Origin of the sequence: Pelagibacterium limicola, from assembly GCF_015694405.1 — a bacterium.
Classification (GTDB): domain Bacteria; phylum Pseudomonadota; class Alphaproteobacteria; order Rhizobiales; family Devosiaceae; genus Pelagibacterium; species Pelagibacterium limicola.
Genome location: NZ_JADQDB010000003.1, coordinates 300,679 through 324,737 on the forward strand (window position 1 = coordinate 300,679; position 24,059 = coordinate 324,737).

Genomic DNA, 24,059 nt, shown 5'->3' on the forward strand with positions numbered 1-24,059 from the left:
CGGAGTACATCGCGCAAAAGTCCGTCAGCTCAAGCTGGCGGGCTTCTTCTTTTCGTACGGGATGGATTCAGTTCGCCCCGGCGACCCGGCCGCGTCCATTGCGCTTGGCGTCGTAACAGGCGGCGTCTGCACGCTTGAGGATCGCGTCGGGACTCGCTCCGCTCTCGATGACCGCAAGGCCGATGCTCGCTCCCACGCGGACGCCGGCAGGTAAGCCGATGGGCACGACATTGGCGATGGCACGACAAAGCTTTGCGCCGACGGCTGCGGCATCGCTCACCGTGCAGCCGTAAAGCAATACGGCGAACTCATCGCCGCCAAGGCGGGCGCAGATATCGCCACGGCGCACCTCCGACTGGATGATGCGCGCGATCTGGCGGAGCAGATCGTCGCCCGCGGCATGACCGTAATTGTCGTTGATCGGCTTGAAATGGTCGAGGTCGATAAAGAGCAGGCAACCCGGCTGCGCCTCGCGTGCGGCTAGTGCCAGTTCGGCATGGAATGCGGCGCGGTTGCGAAGGCCTGTGAGGCCATCATGGCTCGCAGCGTATTCGAGTTGGCGTTGCAACGAGCGGCTGCGGGTTACGTCCTGAAGGACGATGACCGCGCCCAGCGGGGTGCCGTTGTCCGGCCGGACGGCTGAGACCGAAAAGCGGATGTCGCGGCGTCCGCCATCGACAGCGACGAGCACGGCATCCTCTTCGAGCCGCGCAGTCTCGCCGGTCTCGAGGCAACGCTGGAGCAGCACGGCGCAGGCATCTGGCGTCGAGGTATCGATGGTGAGCACGTCAGGAAGAAAGCGGTCTTCCGCAGAGGCATAGTCTAGGCCGAGCCAACGCACAGCGGCCGCGTTCATGAAGGTGATATGCCCGCGCATGTCCACGCAGATCGTGGCATCGGCGATGGACGCCAGCGTTACGCGCCAGCGCTCCTTTTCGGCGGCGAGTTGGGCTTCTATCTCTTTGAGATGGGTAATGTCGGTATCGGTGCCGACAGTTCGAAGGACCTCGCCGTTCTCGTCCCATTCGACCGGCTTGCCGCGGCTCAGGATCCAGACATAGTGGCCTTCCCGGTGCCGTTCGCGGTATTCAAGGATGTCGTAGCCGTCTTCCCCGGTGTTCTGCTTGCCGACGACTCCGCGAATACGTTGGCGATCCTCGGGGTGAAGACGGGAAAGCCATCCTTCCTGGCTGTCATCCACCTTCTCGCCCGGTGGGATGCCGCGCATCTTGTACCACATGGGCGAATAGAACATCGTCTTGGTGCGGTTATCGTGATCCCAAACCCCCTGCCTTGCCGCTTCGAGGGCAAAGTGCCACCGGCTTTCGCTTTCGGCCAGCGCAGCTTCGGCGCGCTTGCGGCGGTCGATGGACGAGAACTGGGCGACGACGTAGAGCGGGTCTCCCGTCTGGTCGGAGCGCAGCACGGAAACAGCGATGACAGCCCAGACCATCCTGCCGTTCGGGGCACGGCAGCAATGTTCGCCGCCGTATTCTTCCCGCCGTCCGGCGAAAAGGTCCGCTAGCGCGTCCCGGACGACGGTATCGTCGCTGTCAAAGACATTGAGCAGAAGGCGGGGTTCGTCGGGGGTGTTTCGGAGCAAAAAATCCTTGGCGAAGGCGGCATTCTTGTAGACCACCGCCCCGTCCATTCCGGCCACCGCCATCCCGAGGGCAGCATTGTCGATAATGCGGCGCAACAAGGCGCCGCTTCTGCCGAACAAAAACGGGGTTTCCTCGCTGTCTTTCGCAGACTGCTTTTCCATGGCCCGCGCACCATCGCAGGAATTTCTTAATTGCAGATTAGGAGAGGCCCTGTTTTTAAAGAGTAAAAAGTGTCGGTTGCGCAGTAATCGACGCGTCTTCAAGCATGGAACAACCGCTGGAAAGGCAAATGACGATCACCATTACAGCATTTGAAAGGTCCCCCGACGGAGGCAAAGGGTTGGCGCGAGATACGCGCGTCCGCTGGGCGCTCGAAGAGGTGGGACAGCCGTACGAGGTTCGCCTTGTTTCGTTCAAGGCAATGAAGGAGCCAGCGCATCTGGCGCTTCATCCCTTCGGGCAAATCCCGACCTATGAAAGCGGCGATCTTGCCCTGTTCGAGACGGGAGCGATCGTATTCCACATCGCGCAGGACCATGAGGGTCTGCTTCCAGAGGATGCCAATGCGCGTGCGCGGGCAATCACCTGGATGTTTGCCGCGGTCAACACCGTTGAGCCGCCGATCCTCGGGCTTGCAAATGCGAGATTGCTCGAGCGCGACAAACCCTGGACGAATGAACGGCTGCCTATCCTCGCGGATCGCGTGCGAGACCGCCTCGACCAGCTTTCCACGCGGCTTGGCGGTGCAGATTGGCTCGATGGTGCGTTCAGCGCCGGGGATCTGATGATGGTTTCGGTGCTGCTGAGACTGAGGTCGTCCGGCCTGCTGGATGAATTCCCGAACCTTGCGTCCTATGTCGCCCGCGGCGAAGCCCGGCCCGCCTATCAGCGGGCTTTCGCGGCGCAATTGGCGATCAACAGCCGTAGCTGATTTAAGAACAAAAACGGCCCGGGATGTGCCCCCGGGCCGTCCTTATCGCGATATATCTCGCACTTAGCTGATTGAGAAGAACTTCTCGCGCGCCTGAAGGAACGGCGCATCGGTCCCTTCGGTCCGCGCGCGGAGGATGTTGAGCGACTCGATGAAGCTCTCGGCTGTCTTTTTGGTCAGCGCGTCGCCGCTGTCCCGGACTTCCGTCAAAAGCTCCTGAGCGGCCTTTGCGCCAGCCTCGAGAATTTCATCGGGGAACCGACGGACATTGACTCCGTGGTCGCGCACAAGTGTCTGAAGGGCGCGCGGATCGTTGGCGTAGAAGTCGGACGCGACCTGATCGTATTCGGCCTGGCAGACGTGCTCGACCAGCAGCTGCAGATCCTGGGGCAGATCCATGAACTTGGCCTTGTCGACCACCAATTCGGTTGCAAGGCCCGGCTCGATGAAGCTCGGGAAATAGTATTCCTTGCAGACCTGATAGAAGCCGAGGGCGAGATCGTTGTAGGGGCCGACGAATTCGGCGGCGTCCAGCGTACCGTTCTGCAGGGCCGCGAAGATTTCGCCGCCGGCGAGGTTGGTGACAGAGGCGCCGAGCTTTTCCCAGACCTGGCCGCCGAGACCGGGTGTGCGGAAGCGCAGGCCCTGGATATCGGCAAGACCGGTCAACTCGTTACGGAACCAGCCGCCAGCCTGCGTGCCGGTGTCACCGGACAAGAAGCCCTTCAGACCAAACTGGTCGTAGATTTCGTCCCAGATTTCCTGGCCGCCCATATAGCGCACCCAAGCCGCAAGTTCGCGGCTGGTCATGCCGTAGGGAACGCCGGTAAAGAACGACAGGCCGCGGCTCTTGTTCTGCCAGTAATAGGCGGCGCCATGGCTCATTTCGGCCGAACCGTCGATCACGGCATCGAGCGACTGCAGGGCGGGAACGAGTTCGCCTGCCGAGAAAACCTGGACGGAGAGCCGTCCGCCCGAAGCGGCGGTGATCCGCTGGGCAAGCCGTTCGGCGCCGACACCGAGACCGGGGAAGTTGCGCGGCCAGGTGGTGACCATGCGCCAATTGATCGTGCCCTGTGCGATCGCCGGAGCGGCGAGCGATGTTGTTGCAGCGGCGGCGGCACCAGCCGTTACCGCGCCAGCCTTCTTGAAGAAGTCGCGTCTTTTCATTTTTTCCTCCCAGGCGCTTTTGCGCCATTCGCATTCAGAATCAGGTGTGCATTGCGCGTGAACACAACGCGGAGACTAGCTGAATCGGAAGAGCCCGCACCTGTCGAGTGCCCGACCCCGCCGCTTACAATGTTTATAGCGAAATGCTACCCAATACTACGCAGGCGTGAAGTCGCCCGCGCGCGAGGCGATGATAGGATTGCGGGAATACCGGGAGGAGTTTTGCGTCCATGCAGCTGAGGCATCAGATTCTTGTGCTCGCCATCTTGCCGCTGGTGTTGTCGATCCTGGCAATTACCGGGCTGGTGACCTGGCAGTCGACGACACTGGCACGTGCCAGCATCGATACGTTCGAGCGCAACATGCTGAAGGCCAAGGAGGAGGAACTCCTGAACCTCACCAATCTGGCGCTATCGGCAATCAGCGGCATTTACGAGAATGCCGGTCCGGATGACAGCGTCGCCAAGGAGCGGGTCCGGCAGATCCTCAACGCGCTCGATTACGGCCCGGACGGGTACTTCTTCGTGTACGACTACGAGGGTTATAACATTGCCCACCCGCGACAGACGTTCCGCCCGGGACTCAACTGGATCGACCTCCAAGACCCCAACGGCGACCGGGTCATTGCCAACCTCATCGAGCGAGCGCGGGAAGGCGGCGGCTTGCACCAGTACATCTGGGAGAAACCCTCGGCCGGTACCGTGGCCGAGAAGCTTTCCTTCGCCGTAGGTCTCGAGAAATGGGAATGGATGCTGGGGACAGGGGTGTACCTCGACGACGTCTATGCGCAGACAGCGGCGGCACACGAGGATCTGCGCAACACGATCAACGCGACCTTCCTGACGGTGGCGCTTATCGCGGTGCCCTCGGTCCTGCTGGTTTTCGGGACGTGGATGTTCCTGAACCTCCATGAACGTCGCCTCGCGGACAACAAGCTCAAAGAGTTGACCCAGCGTGTCATCGACACCCAGGAAGAAGAGCGTACACGCATCGCCCGGGAGCTGCATGACGGGATTTCCCAGATCTTGATCGGGGTGCGCTACATGATCGACCTAGCACGCAGGAAGGTCGAAAGCGGCGCTGAGGGGGCTTCGGAGGCCATCGGCAAGGGCGCCGATGCGCTCAATGGCGCCATCAAGGAAGTGCGTCGGCTTTCCCACGATCTCCGCCCGGGCGTTCTGGACGATCTCGGCCTGACAGCGGCACTCGAGGCGCTGACAACCAATTTCACCGATCGGACAGGTATCGCCGTAAAGCTTGAATCGGTGGCGTTCAAGAACGTGCTGCTGCCTGAAGCCAAAACGGCGCTTTATCGTGTGGCGCAGGAGGCGCTAAACAACGTCGAACGCCATGCAAACGCGACTGAAGTCTCGATTACGCTGGCCAGCCCGCACGGGCGCGTACAGATGACCGTTTCCGACAATGGCAGCGGGTTCCAGCCCGACGACCGCAGAAAAGCGAGGACACATCAGGGCGGCCTCGGGCTGCGCAACATGCAGGAGCGCATGGCCCATTTTGGCGGGCAGATGCTGGTCGAAACATCGCCCAAGGGTACGACGCTCAGGGCAATCCTGCCCAAATCGGTATTCATCCGGCAGGCCAGGCTGGCGGAGGTCGCATGAACGCGCGCAGTCCGATCAGGGTCCTTCTGGTGGATAACCATCCGCTGGTTCTGGATGGCCTCAAGGCCATTCTTGAGACCTACGACCATATCGAGGTCGTCGGCGCAGCCCCGTCGGCGCGCATCGCACTTGACCTTGCCCAAAAGAACGCACCCGATGTCGTCCTCATGGACATCAATATGCCCGAACTGAACGGGCTCGACGCAATCGAGCTTTTCAAGGAGCAAACGCCCTCGACGCGCCTGCTGATGCTCTCGATGCACGACAGCCGCGAGTACATTTCGACATCGGTGATGTACGGGGCCTCGGGCTATATCCTCAAGGACGTCTCTACCGAGGAAATCCTCAAGGCCATCGAAACGGTCGCGGCAGGCGGCACCTTCTTTTCTACCGGGGTTTCCGACGTGCTGCTCGAACGCGGCGCGCATGCGCAAAAAGGGCGGGCGCTGACGACGCGCGAGCAGGATATCCTGCTGCTCGTCGCTGCCGGCAAGAGCAACAAGGATGTGGCAGCGACACTCAACATATCGGCGCGGACGGTCGAGACTCACCGCAAGAACATCAAGAAAAAGCTTGGCATCGCGACCACGGCCGGGCTGACGCGCTACGCCATCGAGAACGGGCTGATCGGCAACGACAACTAAGCCGCCCTCAATTGTGCGTAAGCCGGGTCGAAAACCCTTGGCCTGCCGTCGCAAAACCGACATGTTAGCCTGGAGAATCGCGTATTTCCGCGCCAACCGGAGCTGATATGGGCGCCTATATCCTTCGACGCCTTCTGCTGATGATCCCTACCCTTCTGGGCATCATGGCCGTCTCCTTCCTCGTTATTCAGTTTGCGCCGGGCGGGCCGGTCGAGCAGGCCATCGCGCGTATGAGCGGGATGAACGTAGAAGCTCTCTCGCGCATCACCGGAACAGTCGAGGGCGACTTTGCCGGTCAGAGCGGGATCGATACGAGCGGTCCGACAGCCGCTGGATCGCAGCCGACCGCCTATCGCGGCGCGCGCGGCCTATCCCCCCAGTTCATCGCCCAGATCGAGCGCCAGTTCGGGTTCGACAAGCCGCCTCTCGAGCGGTTCGGCATGATGCTCTGGAACTATATCCGCTTCGATTTTGGCCGGTCCTATTACCGCGACATCTCTGTCATCGACCTCATTGTCGAGAAGATGCCGGTCTCGATTTCCCTTGGATTGTGGATGATGCTGATCTCCTACGGGATATCCATCCCGCTCGGCATCGCGAAAGCCGTGCGCGACGGGTCGCGGTTCGATGTCTGGACGTCAGGCGTTATCATCGTGGGCTATGCGATACCGGGGTTCCTGTTCGCCATCCTGCTCATCATCCTCTTTGCGGGAGGCAGTTTCTGGTCGATCTTTCCGCTGCGGGGACTGACATCGGCCAACTTCCACACCCTGCCCTTCCATATGCAGATCCTCGACTATCTCTGGCATCTGGTGCTGCCGATCGCTGCTATGGCGCTCGGGGCCTTCGCGACGACCACCTTGCTCACCAAGAATTCGTTCCTCGATGAAATCCGCAAGCAGTATGTGATGACGGCGCGGGCCAAGGGGCTGACTGAGCGGCGCGTCCTCTACCGCCATGTCTTCCGCAATGCCATGCTCATCATCATCGCCGGTTTCCCCGGCGCATTCATCGGGGCCTTCTTCGGCGGCTCGTTGCTGATCGAAACGATCTTCTCGCTCGACGGTTTGGGGCTACTCGGCTTTGAATCGGTGCTCAACCGGGATTATCCGGTGGTCTTTGCGACGCTCTATATCTTTTCGCTGGCCGGCCTCGTTATCGGCCTCATATCGGACCTCACCTATATGTGGATCGATCCGCGGATCGATTTTGAGGCACGGGAGGTCTGATGGCACTCTCGGCACTCAACCGGCGCAGGCTGGACAACTTTCGGCGCAACAGGCGGGGTTACTGGGCGTTCTGGATCTTTCTCGTTCTCGTGTTCGTGACCTTTTTTGCTGAGCTGATCACCAACGACCGGCCGATCATCGCGTCCTACAAGGGCGAATTGCTGTTCCCCGTCGTTATCGATTATCCTGAATCCAAGTTCGGCGGTTTCCTCGCCATAACGCAATATCGCTCGCGGGCGATCCAGTCCGAAATCAACGAGCACGGCTGGATGGTCTGGCCGCTGTTTCGCTACTCCTTCCGCACGGTCGACAACGCCCTGCCCGTTCCCGCCCCGGCGCCCCCATCGTGGATGATGACGCGGGAAGAGGTGTGTTCGCGCTATCGCGACGGCGTGAACGATACGATGTGCGTCTTGGGCAATGCCCATATTCTCGGCACGGACGATCAGGGGCGGGACGTCTTCGCGCGGCTGATCTACGGGTTCCGCATATCGGTGCTGTTCGGCGTAGTACTGACGGTCCTCTCCTCGGTGGTCGGGGTAATGGCCGGGGCGGTGCAGGGCTACTTCGGCGGGTGGACGGACCTCCTGTTCCAGCGGTTCATCGAAATCTGGACATCGATCCCCTCGCTTTATCTTCTGCTCATCATCTCGAGCGTCATTGCGCCCAGTTTCTGGGTGCTTCTCGTGATCCTCCTGCTCTTTTCCTGGGTGGCGTTGGTGGGTGTGGTACGCGCGGAATTCCTGCGCGGACGCAACTTCGAATATGTCAATGCGGCGCGCGCCCTCGGCGTCGGAAATGGCACGATCATGTACCGGCACCTGCTGCCCAATGCGATGGTAGCGACCGTAACCTTCATGCCCTTCATCCTCGGCGGCTCGATCACGACGCTGACGGCGCTCGATTTCCTCGGCTTCGGCCTGCCCCCCGGATCCCCTTCGCTCGGCGAGTTGTTGGCTCAGGGCAAGAACAATATCCAGGCGCCATGGCTCGGGCTGACGGGCTTCGCGGTCATTTCGATCATGCTCAGCCTGCTGGTCTTTGCCGGTGAAGCGGTGCGCGACGCGTTCGATCCGCGCAAGACATTCGGGTGAACGCAATGCACTCCCCCCTCCTTTCCGTCCGCGACCTGCATATCGATTTCCGTGTCGGCGGCGCGACGGTCAACGCCGTGCGCGGAGTCAGCTTCGATATCGCCAAGGGCGAGACGATGGCGCTGGTGGGAGAGTCCGGGTCGGGCAAATCGGTGACGGCGCTTTCGGTGCTCAAGCTCCTGCCCTATCCTTCGGCGCACCATCCGAAAGGCGAAATCCTGTTCAAGGACAGGAACCTTTTGGCTGCTGACGAGAAGGCGCTGCGGGCGGTGCGGGGGAACGACATTTCGATGATCTTCCAGGAGCCGATGACCTCGCTCAATCCGCTCCACACCGTCGAACGCCAGGTTAGTGAAATCCTCTTCACGCATATGGGGCTGGGCAAGGCCGCAGCGCGGGCCCGCGTGCTCGAGCTGCTCGATGCGGTAGGCATCGCCGATCCCGAAACGCGATTGGGCTCCTTTCCGCACCAATTGTCGGGCGGACAACGGCAGCGCGTGATGATCGCCATGGCGCTGGCCAACGAGCCGGACCTGCTGATCGCGGACGAGCCAACCACGGCGCTGGACGTCACAGTGCAGGCGCAAATCCTCGCGCTGCTCAAACAGCTGCAAGCCCAAATGAGCATGGCCATGCTATTCATCACCCACGATCTGGGGATCGTGCGGCGCATGGCCGACAGGGTATGCGTCATGCGGCAAGGGGAGATTGTGGAGCGCAACGAGACCGCAGCCCTCTTTGCCGCGCCACAGCATGACTACACTAAACAATTGCTGTCTGCCGAGTTGCTGGAGGCACCGCCGCCGCCGGAAAGCCAAGCCAAACCGATCATTTCGACTGAAGACCTCAAGGTCTGGTTTCCGGTGAAATCCGGATTCTTCAGGCGCACGACAGGTCATATCAAGGCCGTGGACGGCGTGAGCCTTTCGGTGCGGCGGGGGGAAACTCTCGGTGTGGTGGGCGAGTCCGGATCGGGCAAGACGACGCTCGGACTTGCCATGCTGCGGCTGGTTTCCTCGCAGGGCCGGATCGTTTTCATGGGCGAGGATATTGCCGGGCGCTCGTGGCGCAGGATGCGACCGCTACGCCGCAACATGCAGGTGGTGTTCCAGGACCCCTTCGGCTCGCTCTCCCCGCGCATGATGGTCGGCGATATCATTGCCGAGGGGCTTTCGGTCCACTATCCCAACGTGTCCGCCTCCGAGCGCGAGCGCAGGGTCGTCGACGCGCTCAAGGAGGTGGGTTTGGACCCCGAAGCCCGCAACCGGTACCCACACGAATTCTCGGGCGGACAACGCCAGCGCATCGCCATCGCGCGGGCACTGGTGCTTGAACCCGAACTCATCATCCTCGACGAACCCACCTCGGCACTGGACATGACGGTGCAGGTGCAGATCGTCAACCTCCTGCGCGACCTGCAGGCGCGGCGCGGGCTCACCTATGTGTTCATCTCGCACAATCTGCGGGTAGTGCGCGCGCTGGCTTCGGAGGTGGTTGTCATGCTGGCGGGGAAGATCGTCGAGCGGGGACCGGTGGCCGAAATATTCGATGCCCCCCAGCACGATTATACGCGCACCCTCCTCGCCGCCGCACTCGATGACACCGTGGCGTGACAAAACGTGTCTCGATATTCCGGCGCAACGCGATAAGATCGTTTCAAGAGAACCAGTTCCGGAGTGCCGCCATGAAACCCCTCCTCATCGGTCTTTCCCTTGCCGTCCTTACCGGCCTCGCCACTTCGGGCCATGCGCAGGAGGATAGCGGCTGGCGCCATGCGACCAATCTTACGGACGAGGATCCGAAATATCCCGAGGGCTTTGCCCATTTCGATTATGTAAACCCGGAGGCGCCCAAGGGCGGCACCGTTCGGCTTTCGGCACAGGGTTCGTTCGATACCTTCAACCCCGTGCTGCCAGAGGGCGAGACGGCGACCGGGCTGGGGCTGGTGTTCGAAACACTGATGACGAGTTCTCAGGATGAGCTATATACTCAGTACGGCTTGCTCGCCGAAGCGATGCGATATCCCGACGATTTTTCCTCAGTCACATATCGCATGAATCCCGACGCCCGCTGGCACGACGGAGAACCCGTGACGGCCGAGGACGTGGTCTGGTCCTTCCAAACGCTTCTCGAATTGAGCCCCTTCTCGCAGAGCTACTATGCCAACGTCACCGACGTGGAAATCACCGCGCCCGGAGAGGTGACGTTCCGGTTCGATGAAACCGGCAATCGTGAACTCCCCCACATCATGGGACAACTCCTCGTTCTGCCCAAGCACTGGTGGGAAGGCGAGGATGCCAGCGGCCGGCAGCGCGACATACGCGCCTCCACGCTCGAGCCGCCGATGGGCTCCGGCCCTTATCGCCTTGACAGTTTCGTGCCGGCACGAACTGTGACCTACCGGCGGGTCGAGGATTATTGGGGCAAGGATCTCCCCGTAAATGTCGGTTCGTCGAATTTTGACGAATACCGAATCGAGTATTTCCGCGACACGACCGTGATGTTCGAGGCTTTCAAGGCCGATGAATTCGACTGGTGGATGGAAAATACGGCGCGGCGCTGGGCGACCGCCTACGACTTCCCTGCCGTCAACGACGAGCGGATCGTTCGCGAAGAGTTTGAGGAGCCTTACCGCAGTTCCGGTATCATGTTCGGGTTTGTGCCCAATCTACGGCTGGAGAAGTTCCAGGATGCGCGGGTACGTCATGCCCTCAATTATGCTTTCGATTTCGAAGAACTGAGTCACACCCTCTTTTACGGGCTTTATGAGCGCGTGGATTCCTACTTCTTCAATTCGGACCTCGCTCACGAGGGTCTGCCAGAAGGGCTCGAGCTCGAAATTCTGGAGGAGGTGCGCGACGGTATTCCGCCAGAGGTGTTCACTGCGCGCTACACCAACCCGGTACATGGGGATGAAGAAGCCAGGCGCGAGAACCTGCGCGAGGCGCTAAGGCTGTTCAGCGAGTCTGGGTACAGGCTCGAGGATACCCGCCTCGTCGATGAGAACGGCGTGCAGTTCGGTTTTGAATTCCTGCTCAATGGCCCCCTGCTCGAACCCGTGGCGCTGAGCTTTGCCGAAAACCTCAACACAATCGGCGCCAATGTCTCGGTGCGTACCGTGGATTCTCCACAGTACATCAACCGCGTCCGCGCCCGGGATTACGATGTGATCTACACGGCATGGGCGCAATCTATGTCGCCGGGTAACGAACAGCGCGATTTCTGGGGATCGTCATCCGCCGATGTCGACAGTTCGCGCAATTACGCGGGCATTGCCGATCCGGCGATCGACCAACTGATCGAGCGCATCATATTCGCGCCCGACCGGGAAACGCTGGTTGCAGCGACCAAGGCGCTCGATCGGGTCCTGTTGTGGAACCATTTTGTCGTCCCCTCCTACACCAGCACGGTGATCCGAACGGCCCGTTGGAACCGGTTCAGCCATCCCGAGGAGCTTCCTTACTATGCGATCGGCTTCCCCGACATCTGGTGGTGGGATGAGGAAAAGGCGGCGGCTACGGGCGGCGCGGCGCGCTGACAACGATAACCAAACGCCAGGAAAGGCGTAAAATGAAATACGACGTTTTAGTTCTTGGCGCCGGGATCGTCGGCGTTTCCACCGCCATCCACCTTACGCGGCGGGGCCGGTCGGTTCTCTTGATCGACAAGAACGAACCGGGCCGTGAGACCTCGTTCGGCAATGCCGGGATCATCCAGCGCGAGGGCGTTCGTCCGCACGCCTTCCCGCGCGACCTCGCCATGCTGATGCAGGTGGGGCTGCACCTCTCCACCGCGGCGCGGTATGACCCGCTGGCCCTGCCCCGCATCACGCCACCTTTGTTGCGCTATTGGTGGGAATCCTCGCCGAGCCACTACAAGAGGATCGTCAAGAGCTATGCGCCGCTGATTGCGCTATCCATCGACGAGCACGCAGACCTGATCGCGGCTTCCGGGGCCGAACACCTTGTCATCAAGAAGGGTTGGCTCCTCGGGTTCCGGACCGAGGCCAAGTTGCAGACGGAAGCGGCCAAGGCGCAGCAGGATTACGAGCTCTACGGGGTGAACCACAAGCTGCTGTCAGGCGACGATATCGCGGCTATGGAGCCCGATTTCCGTATCCGGATGGCGGGCGCGATTCACTGGACCGATCCGTGGACAATCAAGGATCCGGGCGCTTTGGTGAGTGCCTATTTTGAACTTTACAAATCGATGGGTGGGCAGTTCACCGCAGGTGCGGCCAAAAACCTCCGGCAGACCGCGGAGGGCTGGGCGACCGAGATCGAAAGCGGCATCGTGAAGGGCCAGGAGGTGGTCGTCACGCTGGGGCCGTGGGCACCTGAAGTGCTCGAACCGCTGGGTTACAGGCTGCCGCTTTTCGTCAAGCGCGGCTATCACATGCATTATGGCACCGAAGGCGGCGCAAAGCTCAACAACTGGATCATCGATGCCGATGTCGGCTATCTGCTGGCGCCGATGGAGCGCGGGATCAGGCTCACGACCGGCGCAGAATTTGCGCTGCGCGATGCCGCGCCGACCCCGATCCAGCTCGGCAAGGCCGAGACTGCGGCTCGGGAGCTATTTCCCCTGGGCGAGCGGCTTGACCCGGCCCCTTGGAAAGGCGCGCGGCCCTGTACGCCGGACATGATGCCCATCATCGGGCCGGCGCCCAAGCATCGCGGATTGTGGGCCGGGATTGGGCACGCCCATCACGGCTTCACGCTGGGGCCGGCGACGGGGCATCTTCTTGCGCAGGTGATGACTGGCGAGAAGCCGGCAATCGACATCACACCGTTTGCCATGGACCGGTTCGCTGGGAGTTTTTCCCGCTAGCTCGTCAGCCGACTTTCCGGCGCGCCAATTCCGCCCTCTCGTTCGGTGATAGGCGCGAAATCAGGTCAAGCGCGTCCCGTTCGCTAAGCGGGCGGGAGAACAGGAAGCCTTGGATTTCGTCGCAGCCATGCGCACGGACGGCATCGAGCTGTTCTTCGGTCTCGACGCCTTCGGCTGTCGTCGCCATGCCAAGGCTGCGGCCCAGGGCGATGACGGCCTTGATGATCTCGAAGTTGGCGTCGTCCGTTCCGACGTCCTCGATGAAGGAGCGGTCGATCTTGATCTTGTCGAACGGGAAAGCCCGGAGATAGGAGAGCGAGGAGTAGCCGGTTCCGAAATCGTCCATGGAGATGCGGACACCCAGCGCCCGCAGGGCGTGGAGGGTCTCCAGCGTCTGTTCGGAATCCGCGAGCATGACGGATTCGGTGATTTCAAGCTCCAGGCGGGTGGGCGGCAACCCGCTGTCGCTGAGCGCGCTTTTTACGGTGTCCAGAAGGCGGCGGCTCTTGAACTGGACGGGCGAGAGGTTGACGGCAATTCGTGTATCCCCGGGCCAGGTCGCCGCAACACGGCAGGCTTCACGCAGCACCCACTCACCAAGCGGAACGATGAAGCCGATTTCCTCCGCGACGGGTATGAACTCGACCGGCGAGATGAGCCCCAGTTCTGAGTGTTCCCAACGCAGCAGGGCTTCGAGGCACGAAACGCGGTTGCTTTCGAGTTCCATCAGCGGCTGGAAGACCAGTGAGAATTCGCCACGCGTCAGGCCCATCTTGAGGCCGCTCTCGAGCAGGCGCCGATGTTGCATGGTGGCGTCCATGCCCTTCTCGAAAAACCTGTAGGTACCGCGTCCGTCGCCCTTGGCGCGGTAGAGCGCCAGGTCGGCGTTCTTCATCAGCGTGTCGCCGTCGTCGCCATCCATCGGCGCAACGGCGATGCCGATCGAGGTGCCAATCATCACGCGGTGGCCCTGGATATCCATCGGCTCGCCAATGGCCGCGATGAGGCGCTCGGACAGCGCGGCGACATCCTTGGGGCCCTTGAGCGGCCCGGCCAGCAATGCGAATTCGTCACCCCCGAAACGGGCGGCGGTCTCGTGCTCGCGCTTGGTGTGATTGATGCGTGCTGCCACTTGCTGGAGCACCGCATCGCCCACGCCGTGACCGAGGGTATCGTTGATCACCTTGAAGTGGTCGAGGTCGAAACAGAGGACGGCCATCATCTCCCCGCGCCGCACGCGGGATTCGGCCATCGCCATTTCCTCGGCGAACAGGGTCCGGTTCGGGAGATCGGTCAGCGCATCATGGCGCGCGAGGTGATGGATGCGCGCTTCGGAACGGCGCTGCTCGGTAATGTCCTGATGCGTCTCGACCCAGCCGCCATCGGCCATCGGTTGGTGCACCACGGAGATGATCTGTCCGTTTTCGAACTCGCAGATGTCAATCGCCCGCTTGCGTTCGGAGATGGTCTGAACGCGCCGCTGCAGGAAGGCGATCGGGCCGTCCTTCGGGCGCATCCCGTTGTCGAAGCGGTAGTCCATGATGTCGGTGAGGAGCGTGCCCGGGCGCTGGAGGTGTTCGGGCAGGTCGTAAAGGGCTGCATAATTGGAATTGCAGATGACCAACCTGTGGTCGGGATCGATCATGCATAGCCCGTGAGCCATATTGTCCACGGCCGTTTCAAACCGCATGGCCTGTTTGGCCAGGTCGGCCTCCCGTTTTGAGAGGGCGGTCTGATGGTCGGCCGCGTCGGTTATGTCCTCGCAGGTGACGAGCCAGCCAATGCCTGGCCGTGCGGCGTAAGTCGAGCGGATCGACCGATCACGTAGAATCTGCTGGTATTCCTTGGGCGCGGCCCCTTCCCCCTGCCGCTCGAACCGCTCCACGAGAACTTCATAAAGGTCGTCAACCGAATAGCCGAAATAGTTGCCGGCATCGAGGATGGCCCGGGCGGCTTCGCGCAAGTGCATTCCAGGCTTGAGGTCGCCCTCGGCCAGACCGTAGACAGCAGTGTAACCCTGATTGAACAGTTTCAACCGGAAGTCGGCGTCCCAAATCGCCATTCCGTGAGGAATCGCGTCAAGTGCCGTCGCGATAACCTGCCTGTCGTCAGTCCAGAATGCGGTCTTCATCTTTTCGGCGCGCCCTCTCCAATCCGCGTACATTCGCGGATGTCCCTGAAATAAAAGTGAAGTTGGCGCGCTGGGGATGCCTTTCCTTGCGTGTGGCAAACACAGGGTTAATTTGCCCGGGCAATTCACAACGGGCGCGGCGGAGTGGGACCGAAGGGGCTTTCGCGTGCCGGCCCGGCTCGTTATTGAATGAGCGGAAACCAAATTCGCTGGCGTTGAAGCCAGCTTTACGCCGGATCTCAGCCAATGCTCTTTGCCCATGCGCCTCGCGTCCCGCTTCACCTCATTGAACGTTCGGTTTCCCTTGCCCTGGAAGAGGATCTCGGGCAGGCGGGAGATATCACCAGCCAGGCGACCATTGCGCCGGAGGCCACGGCCGTTGCGCGCGTCAATGCACGCGTCGAAGGGATCATTTGCGGCCTGGCTTGTGCGGAGGCGGCCTTCCGGCAGATCGGACCGGGGCTTGCGGTCACGGCCTTCACCGAGGATGGCGACACCCTGGTGCCGGGCTCGGCCGTGCTGGAGGTTTCCGGCAATGCGCGGTTGATCCTTGCGGCGGAACGCACGGCGCTTAATTTCATGACGCATCTGAGCGGCATCGCGACACTCACGCGGCGTTTTGCCGACGAGGTTGCAGGGACTGCGGCGCATATCTGCTGCACCCGGAAGACCACCCCGGGCCTGCGGGCACTGGAAAAATATGCCGTTCGGTGCGGCGGCGGACACAATCACCGCTTCGGATTGGACGACGCGATCCTCATCAAGGACAACCATATCGCGGTGGCCGGCGGCGTCCGCGCGGCGGTCGAGGCGGCCCGAGCATTTGCCGGGCATCTCGTGGCCATCGAAGTCGAGGTCGATACGCTTGACCAGCTCCAAGAGGCCCTCGGAGCCGGAGCTGCTGCCGTATTGCTCGACAATATGGATGACGAAACCCTCGCGCGTGCGGTCGCACTGACCGGCGGCCGGGCCAAACTGGAAGCCTCGGGCAATGTCACCCTCGAAAGGGTGCGTGCAATCGCCAGAACCGGGGTGGATTACATCTCCTCTAGCAAGATCACGATGGGCGCCCCGCCCCTCGATCTCGGACTGGACATAGAAATCCGGACTTAGAGCAGCGGGCTGGCCCGCTATTCTTCCCTATTGGCAAACGTGCGGAGGTGTGCATTGCATCGTGCACGCCGATCATATATATGCCACGCATATTCTTGTCCGGCATATGCCCGAAGGAACCATAATGAACGTCCGCACTCTATGCCTGTCGATCCTCTACGCGCAGGAAGCCAGCGGCTACGAAATCCGCAAGATGTGCACTGAGGGTGAGTGTTCCTATTTCGTCGAGGCGAGCTTTGGCTCGATCTATCCCGCGCTGGCCAAGCTTGAGGACGAAGGGCTGGTCACGAGCCGGGTGGAACATCAGGCCGGCAAGCCGTCGAAGAAGATTTACGCGATCACCGAAAGCGGACGTGCCGCTTTCGTCGATGCGCTTCACGAACCGGTGGGTGAGGACGTCTATCGGAGCCCGTTTCTGCTTTTTGTGCGGTTCTCTCACCTGCTTCCGGCGGAACTGGTGCGGTCACGCATTGCGGAAAAACTGCGGCAGATGGACGACGAAATCGCCGAGCTCAAGGAAATGGACAAGGAACTGAAGTCTCCTCCAGCCGATGCTGCCCCTACCCATGCAAACGACGCATGGGTGCTGCGCTACGGAATCGCTGTACTGGAGCTTGCGCGATCACATCTGAGTGACCACATGGACGAGTTAATTGCCTCAGCGGAAGCGACCGAGCGGTCCGCTGCCGCAGCCGAATAGTCTTGTCCGCGTAGCAAATGGGTGTTATATAACACTAATACACTAAAATCGCCGACGCGCTCATTTGTATTGCTGGCGCCGCGGCAGAGATAATTTGGGGACGCGCATGTGGCGTTTTTTGAGATCCTACGGACTGGCCCTGCTGATCGTGGCCGGGATTGCTGCCTGGATGTTGACGGGCACACTGATTCAGGGCGGCCGGGGGCCGGGTGAAGGCGAGCGGCCGATGGTCGACGTCGTAGAAGGCGAAGGCGGCCCTCTTCGCGGTCTACTCGAGGCGTTGGGCCTGATTGCGCCCGAAGAAGAGCCGGAAGTTGCGGCGCTGACGCTTGCCGAGGAAGCTGAGGAGCAACACGCGCTGCCGCTGGTGCGCGTCGCGGCCTTTTCTGCCGAGGATCTGCCCGAGATCGTTCAGTTGCGCGGGCGTACTCAGGCGAACGCATCCGTAGCCGTGCGCGCCGAGACCAACGGTACGGTGAGGGAGGTGCACGTCACAAAAGGGCAGCGCGTCGCGGAAGGCGACCTGATCTGCACGCTCGACCAGGGAACACGCCTCGCGCGTCTTTCCACGGCCCAGGCGCAGCTCGCCCAGGCACAGGCGGACCTCGAGAGCAACGTGGCGCTGCGCGACAGGGGTATCGCCCCAGCCAATACTGCGCGTCAGTTCGAGGTCGCACTGCTTGCCGCCCAAGCCGGACTTGACGATGCACAGGCCGAACTCGACCGCACTGAAATCCGCGCACAGACCGCAGGGATCGTTCAGGATCCCCTCGCTACCGTCGGCGCATCGTTGAGTGCGGGCGGAGAATGCGCGACCATCGTGCAGCTCGATCCCATGATCTTTATCGCCGAAGTGCCTGAGGCTCGCGTAGGCTCGATGGAAGTCGGTGAACAGGCGATGGTGACCACGGTCACCGGCCAGCAGGTCGTGGGCGCGGTGCGCTTCATCGCTTCGGTCGCCAACCCTGCTTCCCGTACGTTCACGGTCGAGATCGAAGTTCCCAACCCGACCGGCATCATCCGCGACGGCGTAACTGCCGAAGCTATCGTTCAGGTGGGTACGCTGCGCGCGCATCTCCTGCCGCAATCGGTGCTGACGCTGGATACCGACGGCACCATTGGCGTGCGTGCGGTTCAGGACGAAACCGTCGCCTTCTACCCCGTGCAGATCGCCCGGGATACGCGCGACGGTATCTGGGTGACGGGGTTACCGGACGAAATCGACATCATCACTGTCGGCCAGGAATACGTCCAGGCGGGACAGACCGTGGCTGTCGGCCGCGCTGACGAGGCATAACCATGATCGACTTCCTTGAATCAGTCCTGCGCCGGCCGCGAACCGTTCTCACGGTGATGTTCGTCCTGCTGTTCCTCGGCATTTCGGCCTATATCAATCTGCCCAAGGAAAGCCAGCCCAACATCGACGTGCCGTATCTCTATGTTTCGGCATCGATGACCGGGGTCTCGCCTTCGGACGCCGAGCAATTGCTTGCCCGGCCGCTTGAGAACGAGTTGCGGGACCTTCCCGGTCTCGTCAACTACAGCTCGAACTCGACCACCGGCCATGCGTCGGTGTTCCTCGAGTTCGACATCAATTTCGACAAGGACCAGGCGATGACTGCGGTTCGGGAGCGCGTAGATCGCGCCAAGCCGAACCTGCCGGCCGACGCCAACGATCCGACTGTTCACGAAATCGATATCTCCGGTTTTCCGACGATCACGGTTTCGATCTTCGGTGACGTCCCCGAGCGGACGCTCGTGCGCTATGCGGAAGAATTGCAGGAAGAACTCGAAGGCATCTCGACGGTGCGCGAGGCAACCCTGTCAGGAACGCGCGAAGAGGTGCTGGAGGTCATTATCGACCTGCTTCGTCTCGAATCCTACAACCTGACGACCGGGGAGATTTTCGACGCCCTGTCGCGCAACAACATGGTCGTACCCGCGGGCGCCCTCGATACCGGCCAGGGCCGGTTCAATATCGAGGTCCCGGGGCTCGTGCAAACGCTTGCCGACGTCCAGACCCTGCCCCTGCGGAACGTCAATGGGACCCTCATCACGGTGGGGGATGTGGCGGTCATCAACCGTACCTTCAAGGATGCGACGGCCTATACCCGTGTCAACGGCGCGCCGGCGCTGGTGCTGGGCGTGACCAAGCGCACCGGCACCAATATCATCGCGACGTCTGCCGAAGTACACCGAGTGGTCGAAGAGGCAACGGCCGACTGGCCGGAGGCAATCCGCGTGAGCTACATGCTCGATCAGGCGGTCTTTGCCCAGGAGATGCTGACCGGTCTCGAAAACTCGGTGATGACGGCCGTCGTGCTCGTCATGATCGTGGCGGTGGCAATGCTCGGGCTGCGACCAGCGCTGCTAATCGGCCTGTCGATTCCCGTCTCGTTCATGACCAGCTTCTTCATCCTTCAGCTCATGGGGCTGACGGTGAACATGATGATCATGTTCGGCCTGGTGCTGACCGTCGGGATGCTGGTGGACAGCGCGGTGGTGATGGTCGAATACGCAGTGCGCAAGATTTCCGAGGGCATGTCGCGCACGGAAGCGTTCATCCGCGCCATGCGGTTGATGTTTGCGCCGATCATTTCATCCATGCTGACCACCATGGCTGCCTTCCTGCCGCTGCTCCTGTGGCCCGGCATCATCGGCAAGTTCATGAGCTATTTTCCGATCATGGTGATCGTGGTCCTGATTTCCTCGCTCATAACGTCGATGATCTTCATACCAGTTGTCGGCGCCATCATCGCACGCTGGAAGGTTTCCCAGGCTGACCAGGAAAAGGCCCGCATGCTCAATTCGAGCGCTGCCAGCACCTTCGATATAAAGAAGATCGGCGGCATTACCGGCGGTTACCTGCGGATGCTGTCCTTCTTCATCCGGCATCCGATCATCGCAATCGTGCTGGTCTTCGGAATCATCGGCGGAATTTTCACCGCATATGCCAGCAATCCGACCGGTGTGGTGGCGTTTCCACCGACCGAGCCGGAATTCGCAACCATTGTGGTCACCGGCGTGGGCAACTATTCGCCGACCGAAATCCGCGATCTGCTCATCGAGGTCGAGCAGGCCGTCCTGCCGGTCGAAGGCATCGCCGAGATGATCATGAATTTCGGCACGACCGGCGCTTTCGGCTCGTTGCCGCCCGACACGATGGGCAACTTCCAGCTTGAGCTCAAGCCCTGGAAAGACCGTTCTCCGGCCGCCGTGATCTTTGCCGATATCCGCGAACGCACGCAGCATATTTCCGGCGTCGGCGTTCAGGTCATCGGAGCGGAAGATGGCCCTCCGGCCGGCAAGGATATCAATATCCGCGTCGAAACCTCCCGTCATTCCGACCTGATCCCGACCGTTGCCAGACTGCGCAGTTACATCGAGAACGAGTTGGGCAATACCATCGACATCGAGGACGGGCGCCCCCTGCCCGGCATCGACTGGAAGGTGACGATCGACCGCGAACAGGCGGCGCGATTCGGCATCGGGGTGCGCGAGCTTTCGCCCTATGTGCAGCTTGTGACCAATGGCGTGCGGATCGGATCCTATCGTCCCGAGGATGCCCGCGAGGAGGTCGATATCGTCGTGCGGCTTCCGCTCGACCAACGCACGTTCGATGCGCTCGACTCCCTGCGGATATCGACGCAGGACGGGCTTATCCCGGTTTCGAGCTTCATCCAGCGCGAAGCCGCGCCGCGCGTGGCCAACATCTCGCGCTATAATGGCTCGTATTCGATGAACGTGGCTGCCAATGTCGAGGGCACCAACCCGCAGACCGGACAACCGATCCTGGGTGCGGACAAGATTACCGAATTGCGAACATGGATGGACGGCCAGGAATGGCCGGACGGCGTGGTGTTCAACTTCGGAGGTGCCGACGAACAGACACAGGAGACGATGCAGTTCCTCTCCCAGGCTGGCCTTGGCGTGCTGTTCCTGATGTTCCTGATCCTGCTCACGCAGTTCAACAGCTTCTATCAGGTGTTCCTCACGCTCTTCACCGTCGTGATGTCCGTGGCCGGGGTGCTCCTGGGGATGCTGATCACGGGTCATCCGTTCTCGGCGATCATGACCGGTATCGGCGTCATCTCGCTGGCGGGGATCGTCGTCAACAACTCGATCATCCTGATCGATACCTATAACCGCCTACGCAGCGAAGGCGTTGAACCGAGTACGGCGGCGTTGATGACCGGGGCGCAGCGCCTGCGGCCCATTGCGCTCACAACCATCACGACGGTCATGGGCCTTGTTCCGATGGCCATCGGCACGACGTTCGACTTCTTCAACCGCACGCTTGAGATCGGCGGGTTGTCGGGGGCCTGGTGGTCCTTCCTCACCACAGCCGTCATCTTCGGGTTGACCTTCTCGACAATCCTCACGCTCATCCTGACGCCGGTGCTTCTGGTCGCTCCGGGGCGCTGGAAACGGCAGATCTTCGCGGCGGGGGCCTTCATCGGTGGACTCTGGAGCTGGTTTATCGGCCTCTTCCGCCGCCCTGCCCGTGCGGTAACGCCCGAAGGGCTGGAGGTGGAAACCGAAGCACCGCAGCCCGAGCACAAGGAGGCAGCGCAGGCCGCTGCCGACGACGGCGAAGCATCCAGGTTGGTGGAGACCGAAAAGAACGGCGTGACGATCGTCTCGCGCCAGGCCGCAGAATAAAGACCCTCGCCTCCGAGGTCATTGAAGCCCGCTCTCCGGAGCGGGCTTTTTTCTTTATTCGGCAGGCTCTTCCTGGGCGCGGCGGGTGACGAAACCCTCGGGATCGTCTTGAGCAGCCCGCAGGCGTTCGCTGGCTTCCGCAGCTTCGCGCTGGCGGTTCCACATCTGGGCATAAAGCCCGTCGAGCGCCAAAAGCGTCTCGTGCGTGCCCCGCTCAGCGATCGTGCCATCCCGCAACACGATGATCTCGTCGGCGCTGATGACCGTCGAGAGTCGGTGCGCGATAACGAGGGTCGTGCGACCCTTCGATACGGTGTCGAGCGCGGATTGGATGTCGCGCTCGGTCTGGGTGTCGAGGGCGGAGGTGGCCTCGTCCAGAATGAGGATCGGCGGCGCCTTGAGGATGGTACGGGCAATGGCCACGCGCTGCTTTTCACCGCCCGACAATTTGAGCCCGCGTTCGCCCACCTGCGTTTCGTAGCCGCGCGGCAGCCTTTCGATGAACCCGGCGATCTGCGCCATCTCGGCTGCGGCGTGAACCTCTGCTTCGGTCGCGTCGGGGCGGCCATAGCGGATGTTATAGGCGATGGTGTCGTTGAACAGCACCGTATCCTGGGGCACCATGCCGATTGCGGCGCGCAAGGACTCCTGGGTGACCTCGCGCACATCCTGCCCGTCGATTGTCACCCGGCCCGATGTCGCATCGTAGAAGCGGTAAATGAGCCGCGAAACGGTGGATTTGCCGGCTCCAGAAGGGCCGACAACCGCTATGGTCTTGCCTGCCGGAACCTCGAAGCTCACGCCCTTGAGGATCGCGCGGTCTGGATCGTAGTGGAAGTGGACGTCCTCGAAGCGCAGCACGGGCCCGGAAATGTCGAGCGGCCTTGCATCCGGCCGGTCATCGATCTCGGGGGACTGGTCAAGCAGCGCGAACATCGCCTCGATATCGGCCAGGGACTGGCGGATCTCGCGGTAGACAAATCCGATCATGTTGAGCGGGCGGTAGATCTGCATCATGAAGGTGTTGAGCAGCACGAAGTCGCCCACCGTCAGGTCGCCGGCCATCACCCCCTGCGCCGCCATGATCGAGATGACGATCATCCCCAGCCAGAAGATCACCCCCTGCCCGAAGTTGAGCACGCCAAGCGACGTCCAGATGCGGGTTGCGGCGCGCTCGTAGCCCGCCATCGCTCCGTCGTAGCGATCCGCTTCCATCCGCTCGTTGCCAAAATATTTGACCGTCTCGAAATTGAGCAGGCTGTCGATGGCCTTGGAATTGGCGTCGGTGTCGCTATCGTTCATGTCGCGGCGGATGGCGATGCGCCAATTGCTCGCGCGGACGGTGAAGGCGAGATAGAGGCCTACCGTGACGGCAAGCACCAGCACGTAGGCTAAGCCGAACATCACCCCGAACACCACGCCCACGATGACAAATTCGATAAGCGTTGGCGCGGTGTTGAGCATGGTGAAGCGCACGATGGTCTCGATGCCCTTCGTGCCGCGCTCGATCACGCGCGAAAGCCCGCCTGTCTTGCGCTGGAGGTGAAAGCGCAGCGAGAGCTTGTGGATATGAACGAAGGTTTCGTAAGCGAGCCTGCGCACTGCATGCTGGCCGACCGATGAAAAGAGGATATCGCGCAGCTGCTGGAAGCCGGAATCGATGATTTGTCCGAGTCCGTAAGCGATCACGAGGATAATGGGAACGGCAAGGCCGAGGACAAGCGCGGTGTCCGGCCCGGAGGCCGAGAGCGTGTCGATGATGCCCTTATAGGCGAACGGCACCAGCGTCGTTGCGACCTTTGCGGCCAGCAAGGCTGCAATTGCCCAAATGACCCGCATGCGCAAGTCAGGCCTGTTTTCGGGCCACATATAGGTCCAGAGATGACGGATGGTCGATGCGGTCGCGCCCGCGTCGGCACTTACTTTAGGCGCGGTGGCCATGGATTTACCTCAACTGCCGGCGGCGGGATCAGGACGCAGATGCCAGGCTCTTTTCACAGATCGCCTGGTTCCCAAGTTGCTCGAGATAGCGAGCAACCGAGGTGCCGAAGGCTTCAAGACGGTCGGTGCGCACGCAGTAATTGTTTCTTGTGCCCTGCGCCTTACGCTCGATGATGCCGGCATCGAGGAGCACCTTGAGATGTTGGGAAACCGTGCTTTGCGCCAATGACAAGCAGTCGGTCACATCGTTGCAACAGCAGCTGTCGGCGCGGGCCATGAGAATGCGCAAAATCTCGAGCCGGACAGGGTGGCCCAAGGCGCGCAAGGTCAAGGAAAGCTGTTCGTCCTGCATCATTTAATCTTCCATCGTATATTTACGATAGAAGAT

The 24,059-nt window shown here is 61.4% G+C and carries 17 protein-coding genes; 12 read left to right on the top strand and 5 right to left on the bottom strand.

What is annotated here, in order from left to right:
• Positions 1–67 precede the first annotated feature (67 nt).
• Entirely contained in the window at positions 68–1,765 is a 1,698-nt protein-coding gene (locus I2G20_RS07610; protein WP_196259093.1) for a diguanylate cyclase, read from the bottom strand.
• A 128-nt stretch (positions 1,766–1,893) separates the two neighbouring features.
• Between I2G20_RS07610 and I2G20_RS07615 the strand changes: the two genes are divergently transcribed.
• Positions 1,894–2,535 (top strand): glutathione S-transferase family protein, encoded by a 642-nt coding sequence (locus I2G20_RS07615; protein WP_196259094.1) that lies wholly within the window; start codon positions 1,894–1,896, stop codon positions 2,533–2,535.
• Positions 2,536–2,598: 63 nt separating this feature from the next.
• On the opposite strand, the gene I2G20_RS07620 is transcribed toward I2G20_RS07615, so the two are convergent.
• Positions 2,599–3,705, bottom strand: a complete 1,107-nt coding sequence (locus tag I2G20_RS07620; protein WP_196259095.1) for a TRAP transporter substrate-binding protein — start codon at positions 3,703–3,705, stop codon at positions 2,599–2,601.
• Positions 3,706–3,935: 230 nt separating this feature from the next.
• On the opposite strand from I2G20_RS07620, the gene mctS reads away from it, so the two are divergent.
• The 7 genes from mctS to I2G20_RS07655 all read left to right on the top strand — a co-directional run bounded on the left by mctS (position 3,936) and on the right by I2G20_RS07655 (position 13,124).
• On the top strand, positions 3,936–5,327 hold the full coding sequence (mctS, locus tag I2G20_RS07625) for a two-component system sensor histidine kinase MctS (RefSeq protein WP_196259096.1): 1,392 nt from the start codon (positions 3,936–3,938) through the stop codon (positions 5,325–5,327).
• On the top strand, positions 5,324–5,971 hold the full coding sequence (gene mctR / locus I2G20_RS07630) for a two-component system response regulator MctR (protein WP_196259097.1): 648 nt from the start codon (positions 5,324–5,326) through the stop codon (positions 5,969–5,971). The genes mctS and mctR overlap by 4 nt, the downstream gene beginning before the upstream one ends.
• A 107-nt stretch (positions 5,972–6,078) precedes the next feature.
• Positions 6,079–7,200 carry a microcin C ABC transporter permease YejB gene (locus tag I2G20_RS07635; protein WP_196259098.1) on the top strand — a complete coding sequence of 374 codons (1,122 nt, stop codon included), beginning with the start codon at positions 6,079–6,081 and terminating at the stop codon, positions 7,198–7,200.
• The gene (locus I2G20_RS07640; protein ID WP_196259099.1) at positions 7,200–8,294 is read left to right on the top strand and encodes an ABC transporter permease; all 1,095 of its coding nucleotides are present in this window, start codon (positions 7,200–7,202) and stop codon (positions 8,292–8,294) included. Before I2G20_RS07635 ends, I2G20_RS07640 begins: the two co-directional genes overlap by 1 nt.
• 5 nt (positions 8,295–8,299) lie before the next feature.
• Positions 8,300–9,907: an ABC transporter ATP-binding protein gene (locus I2G20_RS07645; protein ID WP_196259100.1), complete on the top strand. Its 1,608-nt coding sequence runs from the start codon at positions 8,300–8,302 to the stop codon at positions 9,905–9,907.
• Between the two features lie 71 nt (positions 9,908–9,978).
• On the top strand, positions 9,979–11,832 hold the full coding sequence (locus I2G20_RS07650) for an extracellular solute-binding protein (RefSeq protein ID WP_196259101.1): 1,854 nt from the start codon (positions 9,979–9,981) through the stop codon (positions 11,830–11,832).
• 32 nt (positions 11,833–11,864) lie between these two features.
• Complete coding sequence (locus I2G20_RS07655) at positions 11,865–13,124, top strand: NAD(P)/FAD-dependent oxidoreductase (RefSeq protein ID WP_196259102.1); 1,260 nt, start codon at positions 11,865–11,867, stop codon at positions 13,122–13,124.
• A 4-nt stretch (positions 13,125–13,128) separates the two neighbouring features.
• Here I2G20_RS07655 and I2G20_RS07660 read toward each other — a convergent pair whose 3' ends face one another.
• Positions 13,129–15,255, bottom strand: coding sequence for a putative bifunctional diguanylate cyclase/phosphodiesterase (locus I2G20_RS07660; RefSeq protein ID WP_196259103.1), 2,127 nt, complete (start codon positions 15,253–15,255; stop codon positions 13,129–13,131).
• Positions 15,256–15,501: 246 nt separating this feature from the next.
• Between I2G20_RS07660 and nadC the strand changes: the two genes are divergently transcribed.
• The 4 genes from nadC (at position 15,502) to I2G20_RS07680 (ending at position 21,730) form a co-directional block, all read left to right on the top strand.
• The gene (gene nadC / locus I2G20_RS07665) at positions 15,502–16,368 is read left to right on the top strand and encodes a carboxylating nicotinate-nucleotide diphosphorylase (protein ID WP_196259104.1); all 867 of its coding nucleotides are present in this window, start codon (positions 15,502–15,504) and stop codon (positions 16,366–16,368) included.
• 124 nt (positions 16,369–16,492) lie between these two features.
• Positions 16,493–17,068 (top strand): PadR family transcriptional regulator, encoded by a 576-nt coding sequence (locus I2G20_RS07670; RefSeq protein ID WP_196259105.1) that lies wholly within the window; start codon positions 16,493–16,495, stop codon positions 17,066–17,068.
• A 106-nt stretch (positions 17,069–17,174) separates the two neighbouring features.
• The gene (locus I2G20_RS07675) at positions 17,175–18,365 is read left to right on the top strand and encodes an efflux RND transporter periplasmic adaptor subunit (protein WP_196259106.1); all 1,191 of its coding nucleotides are present in this window, start codon (positions 17,175–17,177) and stop codon (positions 18,363–18,365) included.
• Between the two features lie 2 nt (positions 18,366–18,367).
• Positions 18,368–21,730, top strand: coding sequence for an efflux RND transporter permease subunit (locus I2G20_RS07680; RefSeq protein WP_196259107.1), 3,363 nt, complete (start codon positions 18,368–18,370; stop codon positions 21,728–21,730).
• A gap of 54 nt (positions 21,731–21,784) precedes the next feature.
• On the opposite strand, the gene I2G20_RS07685 is transcribed toward I2G20_RS07680, so the two are convergent.
• Positions 21,785–23,671, bottom strand: coding sequence for an ABCB family ABC transporter ATP-binding protein/permease (locus tag I2G20_RS07685; RefSeq protein WP_196259108.1), 1,887 nt, complete (start codon positions 23,669–23,671; stop codon positions 21,785–21,787).
• A gap of 28 nt (positions 23,672–23,699) precedes the next feature.
• Positions 23,700–24,026 (bottom strand): ArsR/SmtB family transcription factor, encoded by a 327-nt coding sequence (locus I2G20_RS07690; RefSeq protein ID WP_196259109.1) that lies wholly within the window; start codon positions 24,024–24,026, stop codon positions 23,700–23,702.
• Positions 24,027–24,059 lie beyond the last annotated feature (33 nt).